Source organism: Aggregatibacter sp. HMT-949 (genome assembly GCF_041734645.1).
Lineage (GTDB): Bacteria > Pseudomonadota > Gammaproteobacteria > Enterobacterales > Pasteurellaceae > Rodentibacter.
In genome coordinates this window covers 746487-762956 of the sequence record NZ_CP162010.1, presented here as the reverse complement: position 1 = coordinate 762956, position 16470 = coordinate 746487, and the positions used below count along the sequence as shown (strand labels likewise).

Sequence of the window (16470 nt, the reverse complement as noted above, 5' to 3'; positions counted from 1 at the left end):
GCGTTATATTCAAACAAGCAAGAAACGCATTTAGTGGTTCCTTATTCGAACGACTTTCCGGTGAGAGAAACAGCAATCTATTTTCTCAAAAACTTGTTATAAATCGCTTTCAATAAAGCGGTCGGCAGTAAACGAGAGGCGGATCGCAGAGCAAAAGTGAATAAACCCGATACGAATCCTTGAATACCGAGACGATATTTTAATTTAAACAAACGCCACTCGGCTTTGGCATGATTTAAACCGCGCCGACGCCCTACCATACCGTTTCCAACGCGAGCATAAACGAGAATATCCGGTAAATTTGCCACTTGCTGTTTTTTGGCTATAAGTTTTATCCACAAGTAATAATCTTCTTGCAAATCTTCATAGCCACCGCAATCAAGCACCGCATTCTTTTGATACGCCACCGTCATATGGTTAAACGGACAACGTTTCCGAGTGAACTTCACAATGGACACCGCATCAGTTGGCACATTACGATAGGCAACAATATCATTTATATTCTGGCCGAATTCGACGATTTGCCCGCCAAAAATAATCGTATCAGGATGGGCATTAATAAATGCCGTTTGTTTTTCAAAACGTTCCGGCACACAAATATCATCGGTATCCATGCGAAATACCCAATCGTAGGAACAATGCAGCAAGCCTTCATTTAGCGCTTTACCTAAGCCAAGATTTTGCGGCAATTTAACCAATTTTAACGGTAATTGAGATTCAAATTCGTCAACCACGGCTTCTAATTCCGGCGTAACCGCGCCGTCAAATACCAACACAATCTCATCCGCCGGACGGGTTTGCGCTACAAGGCTTGCAAAACACGCTCTTAAATACTCCGGATTTTCCTTAATATATAAGGACATTAAAACTGAAAATTTCATTATTTTCCTTCTCTTCTATTCATCACAATTACATAAAACGTTTCAAATTAATTGCTAATTTTGGCGAAATTAGCACGACTAATGCAATCAGCAACTGCTTCACGCTTTTTGTTTTTTGGAAAATAGCGAAATAGTATTTTGCAGCTTTGCGAGAAAGATTCATCACATTCGGATAAGCAAGCATATATTGAGCATTAATGGCAAAATTACGCGCCTGTTGCTCGCTCTCCACATAATGTTCGCGAATATAATCAATGGCTTTTTGCGTGTTAGACGTGTCTGTCGAAACGCTGGAACGTTTGGTGTGAAAAGTACAATAAGTCAACGCTTCATCCACCTTGTACGGCTTAAAGGTCGGTTCTTTCACTAATTTTAACAAGAAATCATAGTCCTCAAGGGAACGAAGCGCGCTTGATAATCCGCCTATTTTTAGAAACAACGATTTTTTTACAGCAATCATCGGCATACCGCCGATTTTATTGGCAAGTAAAATGCGTTCAATGCTGATTTCTTGCGGTTCAATCGGATTTGTCTGATAACTAAAACCTTCGTTTACCATTTCGCATTTGGCCGGATGGTAAAGAAAATTAACGTCAATATGAGTAGCAATAATCTCGGCTAATCGGGCGCATTTATTATCCGCAAAACGATCGTCATCATCTAAAAATAGCAACCATTCGCCTTTTGCCGCGCGCGCACCGATATTGCGGCTTTCCGCCGCACCTTGATTAGTTTGATTACGAACCACGCGCACCGCAAAAGGATAAGATTGCTCCACGACAACCGGATATTCGGAGCAATCGTCCACAATCACCACTTCAAAATCATGGCTAGTTTGCCGGGTTAAACTGTCCAGCAACGCCGGAATTTCATCTCTTCGATTATAGGAAGGAACGATAATACTAAACATGCTTCACCTCCTTTGGGGTTAAAAAAATTCGTTGTTTGCCGTGCGAGCCAAATAATGACAAAAACATCAACATGACAAACATAATACCCGGAAAGGCGAAGGTATCGGCTTTAACATTGCTGACAGCGAGAATAACAAAGGTGGACAAAATGAACCTCCAGCTACCGTCAAACCAATTTAATGCTACTTTGCGTACGAAATAGAACGTCACTAAAAAGCATACTAATGCATAACTCAAACCGCCGTATAAAATTTGGCGCAAAAATCCGGAATCCGTATGGCCGTAATAACGCCCTGCTTCCAACTCGTCCGTCATATACATACCGTCACCGATTAAAAATTGTTTTAAGGTCGGCATAAATAAATGATTTTTCATTAACGTGTCGGTAGATGAACTCACAAAACCGGCACCATGTAACAAATTAATCACCGGCTCAAGTGCGTGAGCCACATAAGGATTAAATGGTAAAAAATAAGCTAAACCTAATACCAATGAGACAAATGCAATGAGTGACGGCAGATAACGTCGCTTGAAATACACAGCAATACTTACCACCGAAAGCAATAAAAATGTTCTGCCTGAAATCAAGCCAATACAAAGGATTAACAATACCAAGATGCTCGGAACGGAATTATGTTTTGCGTCGTACGCCAACAAGAAATGAAACAGCATTAAATAGAATAAACTAAGCTGAAAAAACGCTGCCGACGTCAGATTATACAGGCGATATTCCTGTTCGGAACCATAGAAACGCGCGGGCAGCACCGCATTGGTAGATAATAAAAAATCCACCACAAAAGATACGCCGAACAACGCCAGCACGCCTAACACAAATTGCACAGCAACACCGATTTGTAAATCCCGTACCGCACATTGTTTCCCATTTGGCAGCGCATAAAACAGATTATAAAGGCCGATACCGAAAACAAATAAAATCAGTTCTTTCACATACATGACAAGGACAGAAAAATCGCGCGTACCATTTACTAATAATGGGATCACACTAAATAAAATTAAACCGATCAATACGGCAAGACTGTCCATCGGCACGACGAAACCTTGAAAATTTTGTGGCGACGTTTTTTTCCAATATCGATACGCCAATACGGTGAAAGCCGCTAATCCGGCCACTACAGACATACGCACCACATGGAAAAACCAAGGATCGTAAATATAAAAAAGGTTAAAAAGTGCGCTCATGTTACTTTCCTAAATTTCTTCGAATCGCCATCAGTTTTTTAAGCGGATATTTCAACAATTTTTTCACCAAATTATTGGCCTGCGAACCGCGAACGGCTTCGAGATTACTGACTAATTGCGGATTTTCGATCACCATTAGCGGGCGCACCACTTGATTAGATACGGCAAATTTCGTTTCAAATAACCTAAAATCATCAGCCAGCCAAAACGGTTTCTCCGCTTCAAGTCGTTTTAAGAAACCTCGCGCAGCGGATTTTTTGATCAAATACCCTACCGTGCCGGCAAAATAACTTTTGTACGGATACGCATAACGGACCTCACCCGCCTTCCGGCACAAGAAAGAAAAGGCGATCGGATAATTAATTTCCAATTCGCCCGCATAAAAATCGGCAATTTTGGACTGGCCGATAAGCAAAATCGGCACCGAGCAATCCGAAGCTAAAAGCGCTGTCAAATTTTGCTGAAAATTCGCTGCAAACAATGCATCGTCTTCGCATACCAGCGCGTAATCATCTTCGAGCACCGCATCATCTTCCACAATTAAGCGGTACACGTTGAGATGACTTAAAGTACAACCAATCTCGCCTTTGGTCACCTTACGCCCGTAATGTCGTTCAAATTGTGCCAAATCGAACTGTTCGGCAAGTTCATCCCATTCGACTTGCATGGTATTAATCGCGGAAAATACTTGAAAATCCGCCGTATTCTTCTGAGAAAAAAACAGTTCACGACGTTGATTATCTTTATCAAGAGAAATTAAATACTTATTCATTATTAGCTCGGTTAAATTTTTTTCGCTATTTGATTAAGGAAATAAAAAATCACTTCATAGAAAGAAGTGACGGCCAATTATACTAAAGATAAACAATCTTGGCATGAGGTTTGTGAAGAGAAGTGCGCTTAAAAAAACGAAATCATGCCACAATCGCTCCAAGCCTAAATCAGGTTTTTCGGACTGAACGAAGGTAACCGTCTCAATTCAAAATAGCACCGCATTGGAGGCCGTTCCATTGTAGGCCGTTCCAATTCGGTGCTCGTTGGGCAGTACAGAATCCTGTTTTGATAAGAACAACCATCCTTTCCATTATTGAAGCGAGATGCGTTGCACATTAGCAAAATCGAGCTTGCCATCATGATTTACATCAAGTGTGAGCAATTTTTAATTTATAAATGGGCTTCTCATCATCAATAATATGGGCACGTTGTCTTATCGTTTCTTTTAGATTGCGTCAATAAAAATAGCACTAGCGTGAACAACTTCAATTTATCGCTAAGAACCCTGTCAAAATGTCTATGACCACTTGTTCGCAATTACGAACAAAACTATAATCCTCCACCAATTTTCAGGTAAAAGTCATCCGTAATGTCCAACAAAACCATTGCTAAAAACACACTGTTTCTTTACATCCGTATGTTCTTTAACATGGGGGCGATGCTCTATATTTCGCGTGTCGTATTACGCGTATTGGGGGTGGAGGATTTCGGAATTTATAACATTGTGATGGGTGTGGTGATTTTGTTTTCTTTCTTTAACGGCACCATGACAGCGACCACCCAGCGTTTTATTAACGTGGAAAAAGCCTCAAACGATACCGCTCGCGTAAATAAGGTGTTTAATATCAGCATCCTCAACCACCTATTTATTATGTTTGTCGTGGCGGTGTTAGCTGAAACCGTAGGGCTTTGGTTTTTAAATCATCAATTAATTATTCCGGCAGAACGCCTCCATGCTGCCAATATGATGTACCAAGCAGCGTTAGTGATTGGACTGATTGATATCCTTAAAGTACCTTTTAACGCGATGATTGTAGCTCATGAGCGCATGTCTTTTTACGCCTGGCTTGGTTTGGCGGAAACCGCATTCAAACTTTCCGCCGTCTTGATTTTGATGCAAATCGAACAATACGATAAATTGATTTCGTACAGTTGGTTATTACTTTGTGTCAGCGTATCAGTTTTCTCGCTATATTTTAGTTTTACACGCCGTACTTTTTACGCGGAAACCCGCTTTAATTTCCAAAAAGATCTAAACAAAACCAAAGAAATGGCAAGCTTTTCAGGTTGGATGTTACTCGGACAGGCGGGTTATGTAGGTTCCACGCAAGGCTTGAATATGGTGACCAATCTGTTTTTTGGCGTCACCGTGAATGCGGCAGTGGGTATTGCTACACAAGTGGATACCGCCGTGTATAGTTTCGTAAATAATTTCCAAGTCGCATTTAACCCGCAATTGGTGCAGTCTTATGCGGCACAAGATTATGAACGCAATAAAAAACTGATTCTCAGTACATCAAAATATTCCTTTTATTTAATCGCGATTTTAGCCGCTCCGGTATTTTATTTTAGCCATACCTTGCTTACCTTTTGGCTTGGCGAGCATGTTCCGCGCTATGCCGATCAATTAGTACAAGCCACTTTGCTATGTTCACTGATCAGCGCTATGGCCGGCTCTTTCTGGATGACCGCATTGGCCATTGGTTCAAGCGGTATCAAACAATACAATATTATTTTAGCAATAATTGATCTTTGCACAGTGCCGCTCGCCTACTATTTATTTAGCCTAGGTTATAGTCCGGTTTACGCCTTTATCGGCAAATTTTTCACTGCGCTTTCAATGCAAATCTATCGTTTCTATTTTATTAATAAAAAAATTAAATTTAGTCGAGTGGAATTTGTTACCTATTTATTCAATATCGGGATAATTTTCGTCTTGTTACTCGGGCTCATTTATTTATCGGATACCCAACATTCTTATTCATTCTTTGAATTTGTGGCGGAAGCAATTTTATTAGAAGCGCTATTAATCGCCGTAATTATAATCTTCGGCTTAAATCGCGCGGAAAAAAATTTCTTATTCGGCTATATTTTGAAAAAGGTAAAAAAATGAATTCAACACTCGTTTCTTTAAAACAAAAACTTGCTCCGATTGCAGATTTAATCAAAGATAAAAACGATGTGTTTTACTTTGATTATCCGTTGCATTTAAACGTTGGCGATTTATTGATTTATCATGGAACGGAGCAGTTCTTTAAACAGCACCGCATTAAAGTGAGATTAAGGCGCAGCGAATACGATATGAATATTAATGAAATAAAACGAAAAATCACACCGAATACCACGATTTTATTACACGGTGGCGGTAACTTCGGTGATCTTTATTTGCAACACCAAAAACTTCGTGAAGAAATGGTAAAACATTTTCTGGATAATCGAATTATCGTTTTGCCGCAAACGCTATATTTTAAAGATGAAAAAAATCTTGAAAAATCCGCGGCGCTTTTCCGAAAACATGCCGACTGCCATTTATTAGCCCGCGATACTCGCACCGCGAAAGCATTCAAACAATTTTCACCGAAGGTACATTTATTTCCCGATATGGCGCACGAACTTTACGGAGCCTTACCGATAAAGTCGAACAACTCGGGCAAACGGCTTTATTTTTTGCGCAAGGATATCGAGGCTAGCGAAATAGAAAAAAATATTTTGGCCTCCTTACCGGAAAATGCCGATATTAAAGACTGGGACGATATTCTTTCTGATATAGACAATATCGTGTTGGCGCTAAGTTGGCGTTTGAACAAATTCGCCAATAAACAAAACCGGGGTTGGTTAAAAGATCTTTGCCATCAGTTCTGGTTTGCCTACACCAAACGCATTATCAATCGTGCGGCAAATGTGTTTTTGCAAAACGAGTACATCACCACAACCCGTTTGCACGGACATATTTTTTCCTGCTTACTGGACATTCCAAACTGCGTTTGCGATAACGCTTACGGCAAAAATTTAAGTTATGCCGAACTATGGACGAAAAATGTAAACTTTGTTGAATTGGATAAATCATGTTTGAACTCAAAAAACTAATCACCGCAATGCTCCTACCACCGTTTAATATTTTGATTTTATGGATTGCGGCGCTGATTCTGGCAAAATTAAACTTTAAAAAATTAAGCCGAATTTCAACTGCATTAGGGATAGCCCTACTCTATATATTAAGCATTCCTTTTACCGCACAAACGCTAAAGGATAGCCTGACAATTGAAGCGCATCTTAATCTTGATGACTATAAACAAGCGCAAGCGATCGTTTTGCTCGGCGGTGGTTTACGCGACAGCCAAGAACTTTATGCCCCTCTTGCCTCCAATGCGGTTCAGTTGGAACGGTTGCGTTACGCTGCTTATTTGCAAAAAGAAACCAAACTTCCGCTGTTAATTACCGGCGCCAGCCCGACCGGTGCAATTGAAGCTAAAGTCGCGGCGGAGGAATTACAAAACTTTTTCAATGTTCCGACCAAATGGATTGAGCCGAAAGCACTCACAACAAAAGAAAACGCCTTATTCACTAAGCAAATATTGGAAAAAGAAGGAATTCATAAAATTATTTTGGTGACGAACGAGTGGCATATGCAGCGCGCAAAACTCTTATTTGAACAACAAGGTTTTGTGGTAATGCCGGCGAGTGTCGGGGAAGGTATTACACCGCAAGAATACGGGTTAAATATGATGCATTTTATTCCTCAAGGCGGCGCACTGGCAAAAAATATGCAATTGCTGAAAGAATGGATTGGATATTGGAAAGAAAAATAAATTTAAAGCCTCTTCTTAGAGGCTTTTCATTTTGCTCAAAATAGGGAAATTTCTGATAAGTCACCGTTATTCTTCAAAAAATCATAGAAAAACTCGACGGCACTTTTCACCGCGTGTGTCATTGGAAAGCCAAAAGCAACGAGGTCAGGCTGAATGCCGATAAACAGCACTTCGTTAATCTCGTCTTCCAGTTGTTCAATCAAAAAATTTAAAGGCAAAGTATGAGTGCTGACGAAAATCGTTTCCGCGATGGCGTCTTTATCTATTCGTCGAATTTTGCCGGGTGGCAGTTCCATTTCCGTCGCATCAAAAATCATTAACCGTTCAGGTTTCATTGCTCGAATTTGATGAACAAAATTTTCCGGCGTTGTACCGCCGTCCAATGCGGTCCAATTCGGCAACGGCACTTGGCGACAAAGTTGCGCGAAATAAGGCCCCGCGCCGTCGTCACCCATCATGCTGTTGCCGACAGTCAAAATGAGGTTATTATTCATCACGACGTTTCACCATAATATACATCACCGGCTCGCGTTGAATGGAAGCCAGCGTATCCATTAAAATTTCCACCCACTGTTGATATTGCGGCGCAAAATTCGCTTTATTTTCGTCCATCGCTTTCGCCAATAAATTCACATGGCTGGAATTAATCACGATTTCACCAAATTTCATAAGACCGGCGAATTTACGTCTTGCCTCTCCTTCCGGAAAACTTTCCACAAATTTTTGGTAGTCCTCATAGGCGCAAATTAACAACTTTTTAAAGCAATCAATCACGCCCACATGGTGACCAATCGCCAGGGAATAATACATAACTTGCTGCGCCTGTTCCGGCACTTGTTTATCGTTTTCGACGAAACGTTGATTTAACAGGTAAAAAATCACTTTTGTAGTCATAACACAGCCTTATAAAGTTTCTTGCCTTCCATTATTACGTAATCCTTCAATCCTCAAACAAGGCGGCAACGGAACATCAAATTAGCACCGCATTGAACGCTCGTTATATGGCAAACCTAGAAGATTACAACGAAGTAACGAATCAGCACCGCATTGAACACGCTTGGGGCGCTGTTCCATAAACAAAAACAGAAACCATAACTAACCGGAAAACGGCAAACTAATAGAATGTAAGCGGTTCATAATTTCCGCTAAACGCGGATCTGCTTCACGTTCCAAGTATTCACCCAAGCGCACGCCAAACGGAACTTTGTCTTCTTCCGTCATCATCGCCATGAATTGATCGACAATGTTGCCGCCCTGGCGATAACCGGCAAGACGACGGGCTTCCCGTTCTAAGCTGATACGTAAATCCAACGGAATCGTTGGGAAACGTAATTTAGCCTCGGCATGCGGATCCGCTGTTTCTTGCTTACCTTTGAGTTTTTGATCGAGCAAACCCAGCGCCATAGCAAAACCATAAATGGTTGCGGCCGGGGTTGGTGGGCAGCCCGGGATGTACACATCAACCGGCACGATTTGATCACTGCCGCCCCAAACACAATAAAGGTCGTGGAAAATCCCACCGCTACAACCGCAAGCCCCGTAAGAAATACAGATTTTTGGATCAGGCGCTGCTTGGTAAGCACGCATCGCCGGAGTACGCATGGCACGGGTGACAGCACCGGTGAATAATAAAATATCCGCATGACGAGGCGATGCCACTACTTTGATCCCAAAACGTTCTGCATCAAAAACCGGTGTAATAGTACTGAAAATCTCGATTTCACAACCATTACAACCGCCACAGTCCACACGGTACACATAGGCCGAACGTTGAATATTCTTCAACAACGTTTTTTTCATACTGGCAATATTTTCATCAACGCTGAACGGCGTTGAAATACCGTTTACCGGCATTGGAATTTGTGTATTCATCGTTTTTCGCCTCCTGCTAAAACTTTTGAATTTTGCACCGCACTTTCTTCCCGTTGCTCAACCATTTGTTTGAAATTCAAACGAACCGGCTCTTTAAAGTCGATCAATTTCATCCGCATATTGGATTCCATATTGGCAATTTTCTCTAAACTGTCTTGACGCTTACACACCGGGCAAGTATGCAATACTTCCAATTTTTGTTTCACTAATTGTGGGTCATCCAACGTTTGTTTGAACAAATCAATGGTGTAATTTAGCTCTTTATAAGAAATAAACGGTTTGCCACAGTGCTGACAGGTAACCGTCGCAAAGGTCGTTTCTTGATAAAGATCCTGTTTGTTGGTGACCGACAATTCAAAATCCTGTGTTAAATGAATTGCTTTGGTTGGGCAAACTTCTTCACAACGGCCACAGAAAATACAACGCCCCAAGAAAAGTGACCAAGTACGTTCACCACTGACAGGATCGGTGCGCATCGTCAATGCATTTGATGGACAAGCCATGGTACAAGCGGCACAGACAATACATTGATCGGAATTAAGCTCCGGTTTTCCTCTAAAATCGTCATCCACTTCATAAGGTTTGAACGGATATTTCGTGGTAACGTCACCGGCTTTAAATACCGTTTTAAGTAACTTAAACATCTTCCGCCTCCCTTATTTCAATGGTGAATTCTTACGTTCAATACCGTAGCGTTCGATTTCTTTGTAATCCACGGTTTTCGCTTTGCGTTTGCGCACATCCACCACCGTGACGCGGTCGGTACAAGAATAGCAAGGGTCAAGACTACCAATGATGAGCGGCGCATCAGAGACGGTATTGCCACGCAACATATAACGTAAGGTTGGCCAGTTAGCATAGGTCGCTGCACGACAGCGCCAACGGAATAGTTTTTGGTTATCGCCCAGCATTGACCAGTGAATATCTTCGCCACGTGGTGCTTCGGTAATTCCTAGCGCAAAACGCCCCGGCGTATAATTGAAACCTTCTTTTAAGATGTCGCCACTTGGCAGGTTATCCACCATGTAATCAATGATATTCATGGATTCAAACACTTCGTTAATCCGTACTTTCACGCGGGATAACACATCGCCATTAGCTTCAGTGACCAGATTAAACGGCACATCGCCATAACCGGAGAATGGATGCACTTTACGCACATCACGAGCAAAACCGGAACCACGAATCATCGGACCCACCGGGCTAAAATCACGCGCAATGTCTTTGGCTAAGATCCCCACGCCAACAGTACGCTGTTCCATATTCGGCGTGTTCAACAAAATCTCCGACAAAGTTTTAACTTCTTCACGCATTTCCCCAATCAACTTGATGCACTGCTCCCGTTGATGTTTCAGCATGTCGCGGCGCACCCCACCAATGAGGTTAATACCGTATGTTTTACGAGCACCGGTAAGCACTTCAGCCAAGGTCATGGATTTTTCCCGCACTCGGAAAAATTGCATAAAGCCGGTATCAAAGCCTGTAAAGTGGCTGGAAAGACCTAAATTCAATAAATGACTGTGTAACCGTTCCACTTCTAACAAAATAGCGCGAATCCATTGGGCGCGCTGTGGAATTTGTATGCCCAAGGCACTTTCCACCGAATTAGCATAGGCAACACTATGGGTAAAACCACAAATCCCACACACGCGGTCGGCAAGGAAGTTGACTTGGTCGTAATCCATGCGGGTTTCTGCCAGTTTTTCCATGCCGCGATGCACATAGAACAAGCGATAGTCTGCGTCGATAATATCTTCCCCATCCACAAATAAACGGAAGTGTCCCGGTTCATCGGAGGTGATATGTAACGGACCAATCGGTACAATACGCGCTTCGCCTTTTTCGTTAATAAATTCGTAAGTTTCCGTTGCCGTTGTTGGATCCGGGCGTAAACGATAATCCATGGAATCTTTACGCAATGGGTAAAGATCCTCCGGCCAATCGTCCGGCAACACCAAGCGACGCTGATCAGGTAATCCGACCGCTTTCAAACCATACATATCAAATAATTCACGTTCCCCCCAAACAGCTGCTTTGACTCTTGGCGTCACAGACGGGAATTCTAAGGTAACGGGATCGACCAAGGCTTTTATGGTGACAAAGGTTTTTACTTCCCCTTCCATGGAAAGCACATAGTACACCGCATAATTACCGTGAATGGAGCGTTCATCATTGCCAAATACCAATGGTAACCAGCCATCATGTTGGTAATAAAGGTATTCCACCACATCAGGCAACATGTTCGTTTTGATGGTAAGCGTAACCTGATTCGCTGTTGACCACTCCTCATCCAAAATGGTATTTGGAAATTTTGCATTCACTGCTTCAATATAATTTTTGCCAAGCATTTTGCTCGGATCGACGGATGTATTTTTCGTTAATTCCATTTTTTCCCCCTCATGTCGATCATTTCGCTAAACTTTGCCAAGGTAAAACCAGCATATCCCCAAAAGAGATGTCAGGTTGTCCCAACACAATACCAACAGCATTGGTAAGTAGGTGTAAAATCGGTTCGGTGATATAAATCCCCATACCGAGCAGTAACAACAAGTAAATTGCCAATACCACAATAGAGGATTTATTTAATTCGCCGACTTCAATGCCCTCTTTCGGCTGACCTAATACGGTTTTTAACAGCATGGTAGTTAACCCGGCTAGGGCAATGGTCAGGAAGATCAAGCATAAAACGATGAGCCATGTTTTACCTGCATAAATCCCTGCGACAGCGATAGTAAATTCACTGGTAAACATCCCGAACGGTGGCATGCCCCCTAGGGCTAACGCACCACCGGCAAACAATACGGCAGTAAATGGCATGGTGCGCCATAAACCACTCACTTGCTGAATATCACGGCTTCGATATTTCAATAAGATATTACCGGAAGCACAGAACAATAAGGCTTTCGCTAAACTGTGAGTGATGGTGTGCAACAATCCCGCAAAGGCGCCAATCGGGCCACCCAAGCCAAAGGCAAAACTAATTAAGCCTAGGTTCTCAATACTGGAATATGCAAATAATCGTTTAATGTCACGCTGCATAACGATAAAAAACGAGGCGATACCGGTGGAAAGCAAACCGAATACCAATAACAGCGTTTGTGGATATCCATCGCCCACGGCTTGGGAAACCAAAATGTAGTAGCGCAAAACCACTAACATCGCGCAGTTTAGCAGTACCGCAGAAAGCACCGCACTCACCGGGCTTGGCGCTTCACTGTGAGCATCCGGCAACCACGTATGCATTGGAAATAGACCGCACTTGGTACCGAAGCCAACCAAAATGAAGGCAAAGGCAAGATACATCAACCCGTGATTGAGGCCTGACGCCTGTTGATTAACGGCTGTCCAGAAAATAGCTTGACCTGGATCTGCCAAGAGGTTTGTTCCATTCGAGAAAGTCAGAATCGTACCAAATAAACCGAATGCTACCCCAACAGAGCAAATAATGATGTATTTCCATGCGGCTTCCAGAGACGTTTTTTGTTTATAGGTTCCGACTAAGAAAGCAGAGCTCAAGGTCGTGGCTTCAATTCCTGCCCACATTAAAATCAGGTTATTGGTAGTCACCGATAAAATCATGGTGAAAAAGAACAGGTGCAAGAAACCGTAGTAACGACAATAACCGCTAATATCAATATGCCCTTCGTTAAATTCACGGTTGATATAGGCAACAGAATATACTCCTGCCAAACCACCTACGATGCTAATTAAAGCTAAGAAAATGGTAGACAGGCTATCTACATGAATCCAATTTCCCCACGTTGTAATTTCCCTTTGCGCCAACACCCCGGAAATTACCATAAGAGAAAACATAAAGGTTAATATCAATCCGGTAATATGAAGTGCGGTGCAAAATGACCGTGTTTTTACCAATCCGCTGGCAAAACAGGCAATTGATATTACTAAAGGTGCGATTAATAACGCATTTATCCATTGTTCATACATAGCGTTACCCCTTCAAATTCATAAGTTGTTTTGCATCTAATGAATGGAATGTTCGGTAAATTTTATTTACCAACACCACCATAATGATGACCGCGAAGATAGCATCTGTGGCAATCCCGATTTCGACCAATTCAGGTGCTTTATTTGCCAATAAGGCTAAAGTGAGATGAGACCCGTTTTCCATCAAACAATAACCGAATACTTGTTTTACGATATTGCGCTGACTCACAATACATACCAAACCAAGCAGAAAGTGGCTTAAAGACACAGAAAGCGCCGGTTTGAGATGTTCCACTAACGGCAAGTCAATCGGCATGATCACAAAGTAACACAAGGTGACAATGCAAGCTGTGATGGGCAACAACCACGCAATATCCATCCCCGCCGGGGTTTGACTTTCATCAATGTGGCGCATGGCGTAGATTAAAATCGCCGGCACTAAAATAACTTTGGTAATAAAGGCGCTGATTGACCACATATAGAGCTCGTGTGCTTGCATTTCATAAGCAAGATAGACAAACAGCAAAACCAAAACGAGAGATTGCAAGCCATAAAACATTGCCGCTTTTTTGGCGGTTCTTACCATAATGACGCAGAGTGAGGTAATAATGAGTAAACTTGCAAGACCATTAATCATTAACATAGATTCCTCCTTAACCTGCTAAACCCAGCCAATAGGCAGCAATAAAACCGGAACAAACCGACATCACCATAAGCACGACTAATACGACGTACATAGAAAGTGTAATGGGCTGAGCTTTGGCAACAGCGTCCGACGGTTGACCAATGACACATTGTCCGAATTTATACAGCAACCATACGAAAGTCGCCGTAGATTCAATCAATGCAATCACCATCAAGATCGTGATCCAACTATACTCATTGCCTAATTCAAAGCCGGCAGCAAACAACGGGAACTTGCTAAAAAATCCATTAAATGGCGGCACGCCGGCAATCGCTAACGCAGCAATACCAAACCCGGCTCCAACGACAGGCATCGTGCGCATAATCCCTTGTAATAACGGCATGGAGCGGGTTCCGGTGGCATAACTTAAGGAACCGGCAACCAAGAAGAACAAACTTTTTGCAAAAGCATGGTTGAAGATATAAGCAACCGCTGCAACCAAGGCTAATTTAGAACCTAAGGCAGCAAGAGAAATCCCAATGAAAATATAAGAAAGTTGGGTAATGGTGGAATATGCCAACAAACGTTTTAAGTCTGTTTGCGGCAAATACATCATAAAGCCGTAAATTAAGGTAATCATCGCCATGATGATGCCCACTTCGCCCACAATCGATGGAATATCACCGGCAGACATCACAGCACGAGCAAAGATATACACGCCCACTTTAACCATTGATGCGGCGTGCAAATAAGCACTCACCGGTGTAGGGGCTTCCATGGCATTCGGTAACCAAATTTGCATTGGCAACTGTGCGGATTTACCCCAAGCAGCAAACATTACGCCGAAGAGCACAATGCTTTTCGCACTCGGGTCTAAATGTTCCAATGCGGTGATAGAAAATGTACCGGATTGGCTGAACAAATAAGCCGCTGCAATGTATAAACCAATAGCGCCTACATGGGTAATAATCAAGGCTTTCATTGCAGCTGCCATGGCTTTCTGGCTTTGATAATAGCTAATTAATGCCCAAGAACAAACACCGGTAATTTCAAAAAACAGCAATTGACCAGCCAAGGTAGAAGACAACACTAAACCTGCCATCGCACCGATAAAAATGAGTAGGAATGCATAAAAACGTGGTAAGCCGTTATGTGGATGTTCACGGTTTTTATCGGTTAAATAGCCACAAGAATATAAGCAAATCAAGAAACCAAGACTGACCACAGCGAAGCCAATCAAGGTGCTGACTGCATCCAATGTCACCCCAAAAATGACGGTGTGATCGAATGCCACCAGATCATAGGTCACGCTTTGATGACCATTTAAATACCACTGTCCTGCTAATGCACTGATACAGACAGTCGTCAATGCTGCAAAAAACGTCGCTAATTTGGCAAAATTTGTTTTTGTTAGGCCTACGATAAAAGCCCCCACAAACGGCAATATGATTGTAATCAGAGCTAAACGTTCCATATTCTTTCCTCCTTACAATCCTGTGAGGTAAAACACAAACGCCAACACAGAAATGCCGAAGCCGACAACCGTTAAACGTCCGGTTAACATGAAGCGGGTACGGGAAAGTGTATTTTCAAAAACACAAGCTAACACGAACACCACCAACAATTTCACGAAGAAGAAAACAGTGCCAAGAACAACCGCACTTATACTCAAATCCTGTGCGGCACCGAATGGCAATAAGACACTCACAAAGATGGCTGCAACCACCATGGATTTTAAGCTTAAGCCTATTTTCAACAAGGCAAGAGATGGACCTGAATATTCAGTCAATGGGCCTTCTTGCAATTCTTGTTCTGCTTCGGCCAAGTCAAACGGAATTTTCCCCATTTCAATAAACACAGCGAAGAAGGCAGCAACCAGAGCCACCAACGTCGCAATGGGATATTGCCAACTTTGTTCTGAAAGTTGTGTGCCAATCACGGCAAAGTTAGTCGAACCGGCAATCAACGCAATCACTAAAAACGCCAACATTAAAATCGGTTCAACCAACACACCTAGTGTTACTTCACGGCTTGCACCTAAACTTGAGAATGTACTGTTTGAATCCAAACCGGCAATGGAGAAGAAGAAACGAAACAGCGCTAATAAATAAACCACGGTAATTAAATCACTGCCTGCCCCAAACGGTGAAACTCGAGTAACCAAAGGCAAACTCATTGCCACTACCATGACGGTGCTGATTAACACGTAAGGCATCATGCGAGAAACCGCACCGGCATTATCCGGCCAAATATTTTGCCGTTTCATCAATTTCGCAATGTCACGATAATCCTGTAACAATCCCGGACCACGGCGCGACTGAATACGCGCACGAATCATCCGTGAAATACCGGAAAATAACGGGGCAAGCGCAAGTAAAATCAAGGCTTGCGCAATGGCCAAGGCAAACATTCCGGCGGATATGGCAATTTCTGAAGGTAACGTAATCATGTTC

Annotated in this window: 16 protein-coding genes; 3 read left to right on the top strand and 13 right to left on the bottom strand. The window is 42.5% G+C overall.

What is annotated here, in order from left to right; translation table 11 throughout:
* Nucleotides 1–77 precede the first annotated feature (77 nt).
* From AB3F25_RS03570 to AB3F25_RS03555, 4 genes are read right to left on the bottom strand one after another with little or no spacing between them, the layout of a single operon-like run.
* A complete protein-coding gene (locus tag AB3F25_RS03570) occupies nt 78–881 on the bottom strand; it encodes a glycosyltransferase (RefSeq protein WP_373604138.1) in 804 nt (267 codons plus the stop codon).
* Between the two features lie 28 nt (nt 882–909).
* A complete protein-coding gene (locus AB3F25_RS03565) occupies nt 910–1791 on the bottom strand; it encodes a glycosyltransferase family 2 protein (RefSeq protein WP_373604137.1) in 882 nt (293 codons plus the stop codon).
* Nucleotides 1784–2992 carry a hypothetical protein gene (locus AB3F25_RS03560; protein ID WP_373604136.1) on the bottom strand — a complete coding sequence of 403 codons (1209 nt, stop codon included), beginning with the start codon at nt 2990–2992 and terminating at the stop codon, nt 1784–1786. Before AB3F25_RS03560 ends, AB3F25_RS03565 begins: the two co-directional genes overlap by 8 nt.
* A gap of 1 nt (nt 2993) precedes the next feature.
* Nucleotides 2994–3764, bottom strand: coding sequence for a glycosyltransferase family 25 protein (locus AB3F25_RS03555; RefSeq protein ID WP_373604135.1), 771 nt, complete (start codon nt 3762–3764; stop codon nt 2994–2996).
* Between the two features lie 591 nt (nt 3765–4355).
* Between AB3F25_RS03555 and AB3F25_RS03550 the strand changes: the two genes are divergently transcribed.
* The 3 genes from AB3F25_RS03550 to AB3F25_RS03540 are packed head-to-tail and all read left to right on the top strand — an operon-like array spanning nt 4356 to nt 7575.
* A complete protein-coding gene (locus AB3F25_RS03550; RefSeq protein WP_373604134.1) occupies nt 4356–5879 on the top strand; it encodes a polysaccharide biosynthesis protein in 1524 nt (507 codons plus the stop codon).
* On the top strand, nt 5876–6853 hold the full coding sequence (locus AB3F25_RS03545; protein ID WP_373604133.1) for a polysaccharide pyruvyl transferase family protein: 978 nt from the start codon (nt 5876–5878) through the stop codon (nt 6851–6853). The genes AB3F25_RS03550 and AB3F25_RS03545 overlap by 4 nt, the downstream gene beginning before the upstream one ends.
* The gene (locus AB3F25_RS03540) at nt 6832–7575 is read left to right on the top strand and encodes a YdcF family protein (protein WP_373604132.1); all 744 of its coding nucleotides are present in this window, start codon (nt 6832–6834) and stop codon (nt 7573–7575) included. The genes AB3F25_RS03545 and AB3F25_RS03540 overlap by 22 nt, the downstream gene beginning before the upstream one ends.
* A 35-nt stretch (nt 7576–7610) precedes the next feature.
* Here AB3F25_RS03540 and hycI read toward each other — a convergent pair whose 3' ends face one another.
* The 9 genes from hycI to AB3F25_RS03495 all read right to left on the bottom strand — a co-directional run bounded on the left by hycI (nt 7611) and on the right by AB3F25_RS03495 (nt 16466).
* Nucleotides 7611–8069: a hydrogenase maturation peptidase HycI gene (hycI, locus tag AB3F25_RS03535; protein ID WP_373604318.1), complete on the bottom strand. Its 459-nt coding sequence runs from the start codon at nt 8067–8069 to the stop codon at nt 7611–7613.
* Nucleotides 8062–8469 (bottom strand): formate hydrogenlyase maturation HycH family protein, encoded by a 408-nt coding sequence (locus AB3F25_RS03530; RefSeq protein ID WP_373604131.1) that lies wholly within the window; start codon nt 8467–8469, stop codon nt 8062–8064. The genes hycI and AB3F25_RS03530 overlap by 8 nt, the downstream gene beginning before the upstream one ends.
* Before the next feature lie 201 nt (nt 8470–8670).
* Complete coding sequence (locus AB3F25_RS03525; RefSeq protein WP_373604130.1) at nt 8671–9447, bottom strand: NADH-quinone oxidoreductase subunit B family protein; 777 nt, start codon at nt 9445–9447, stop codon at nt 8671–8673.
* Complete coding sequence (locus tag AB3F25_RS03520) at nt 9444–10091, bottom strand: formate hydrogenlyase complex iron-sulfur subunit (protein WP_373604129.1); 648 nt, start codon at nt 10089–10091, stop codon at nt 9444–9446. The genes AB3F25_RS03525 and AB3F25_RS03520 overlap by 4 nt, the downstream gene beginning before the upstream one ends.
* Before the next feature lie 12 nt (nt 10092–10103).
* Nucleotides 10104–11834 (bottom strand): NADH-quinone oxidoreductase subunit C, encoded by a 1731-nt coding sequence (locus tag AB3F25_RS03515; RefSeq protein ID WP_373604128.1) that lies wholly within the window; start codon nt 11832–11834, stop codon nt 10104–10106.
* A gap of 19 nt (nt 11835–11853) precedes the next feature.
* Nucleotides 11854–13392: a hydrogenase 4 subunit F gene (locus tag AB3F25_RS03510; protein WP_373604127.1), complete on the bottom strand. Its 1539-nt coding sequence runs from the start codon at nt 13390–13392 to the stop codon at nt 11854–11856.
* Between the two features lie 4 nt (nt 13393–13396).
* Nucleotides 13397–14035, bottom strand: coding sequence for a hydrogenase 4 membrane subunit (gene hyfE / locus AB3F25_RS03505; protein ID WP_373604126.1), 639 nt, complete (start codon nt 14033–14035; stop codon nt 13397–13399).
* Between the two features lie 10 nt (nt 14036–14045).
* A complete protein-coding gene (locus AB3F25_RS03500) occupies nt 14046–15491 on the bottom strand; it encodes a hydrogenase 4 subunit D (protein WP_373604125.1) in 1446 nt (481 codons plus the stop codon).
* A gap of 12 nt (nt 15492–15503) precedes the next feature.
* Complete coding sequence (locus AB3F25_RS03495; RefSeq protein ID WP_373604124.1) at nt 15504–16466, bottom strand: respiratory chain complex I subunit 1 family protein; 963 nt, start codon at nt 16464–16466, stop codon at nt 15504–15506.
* Nucleotides 16467–16470: the final 4 nt, after the last annotated feature.

Coding starts and splice junctions, on each gene's coding strand:
- AB3F25_RS03570 (WP_373604138.1), bottom strand. CDS start 881: ATGAAATTTTCAGTTTTAATGTCCTTATATATTAAGGAAAATCCGGAG.
- AB3F25_RS03565 (WP_373604137.1), bottom strand. CDS start 1,791: ATGTTTAGTATTATCGTTCCTTCCTATAATCGAAGAGATGAAATTCCG.
- AB3F25_RS03560 (WP_373604136.1), bottom strand. CDS start 2,992: ATGAGCGCACTTTTTAACCTTTTTTATATTTACGATCCTTGGTTTTTC.
- AB3F25_RS03555 (WP_373604135.1), bottom strand. CDS start 3,764: ATGAATAAGTATTTAATTTCTCTTGATAAAGATAATCAACGTCGTGAA.
- AB3F25_RS03550 (WP_373604134.1), top strand. CDS start 4,356: ATGTCCAACAAAACCATTGCTAAAAACACACTGTTTCTTTACATCCGT.
- AB3F25_RS03545 (WP_373604133.1), top strand. CDS start 5,876: ATGAATTCAACACTCGTTTCTTTAAAACAAAAACTTGCTCCGATTGCA.
- AB3F25_RS03540 (WP_373604132.1), top strand. CDS start 6,832: ATGTTTGAACTCAAAAAACTAATCACCGCAATGCTCCTACCACCGTTT.
- hycI (WP_373604318.1), bottom strand. CDS start 8,069: ATGAATAATAACCTCATTTTGACTGTCGGCAACAGCATGATGGGTGAC.
- AB3F25_RS03530 (WP_373604131.1), bottom strand. CDS start 8,469: ATGACTACAAAAGTGATTTTTTACCTGTTAAATCAACGTTTCGTCGAA.
- AB3F25_RS03525 (WP_373604130.1), bottom strand. CDS start 9,447: ATGAATACACAAATTCCAATGCCGGTAAACGGTATTTCAACGCCGTTC.
- AB3F25_RS03520 (WP_373604129.1), bottom strand. CDS start 10,091: ATGTTTAAGTTACTTAAAACGGTATTTAAAGCCGGTGACGTTACCACG.
- AB3F25_RS03515 (WP_373604128.1), bottom strand. CDS start 11,834: ATGGAATTAACGAAAAATACATCCGTCGATCCGAGCAAAATGCTTGGC.
- AB3F25_RS03510 (WP_373604127.1), bottom strand. CDS start 13,392: ATGTATGAACAATGGATAAATGCGTTATTAATCGCACCTTTAGTAATA.
- hyfE (WP_373604126.1), bottom strand. CDS start 14,035: ATGTTAATGATTAATGGTCTTGCAAGTTTACTCATTATTACCTCACTC.
- AB3F25_RS03500 (WP_373604125.1), bottom strand. CDS start 15,491: ATGGAACGTTTAGCTCTGATTACAATCATATTGCCGTTTGTGGGGGCT.
- AB3F25_RS03495 (WP_373604124.1), bottom strand. CDS start 16,466: ATGATTACGTTACCTTCAGAAATTGCCATATCCGCCGGAATGTTTGCC.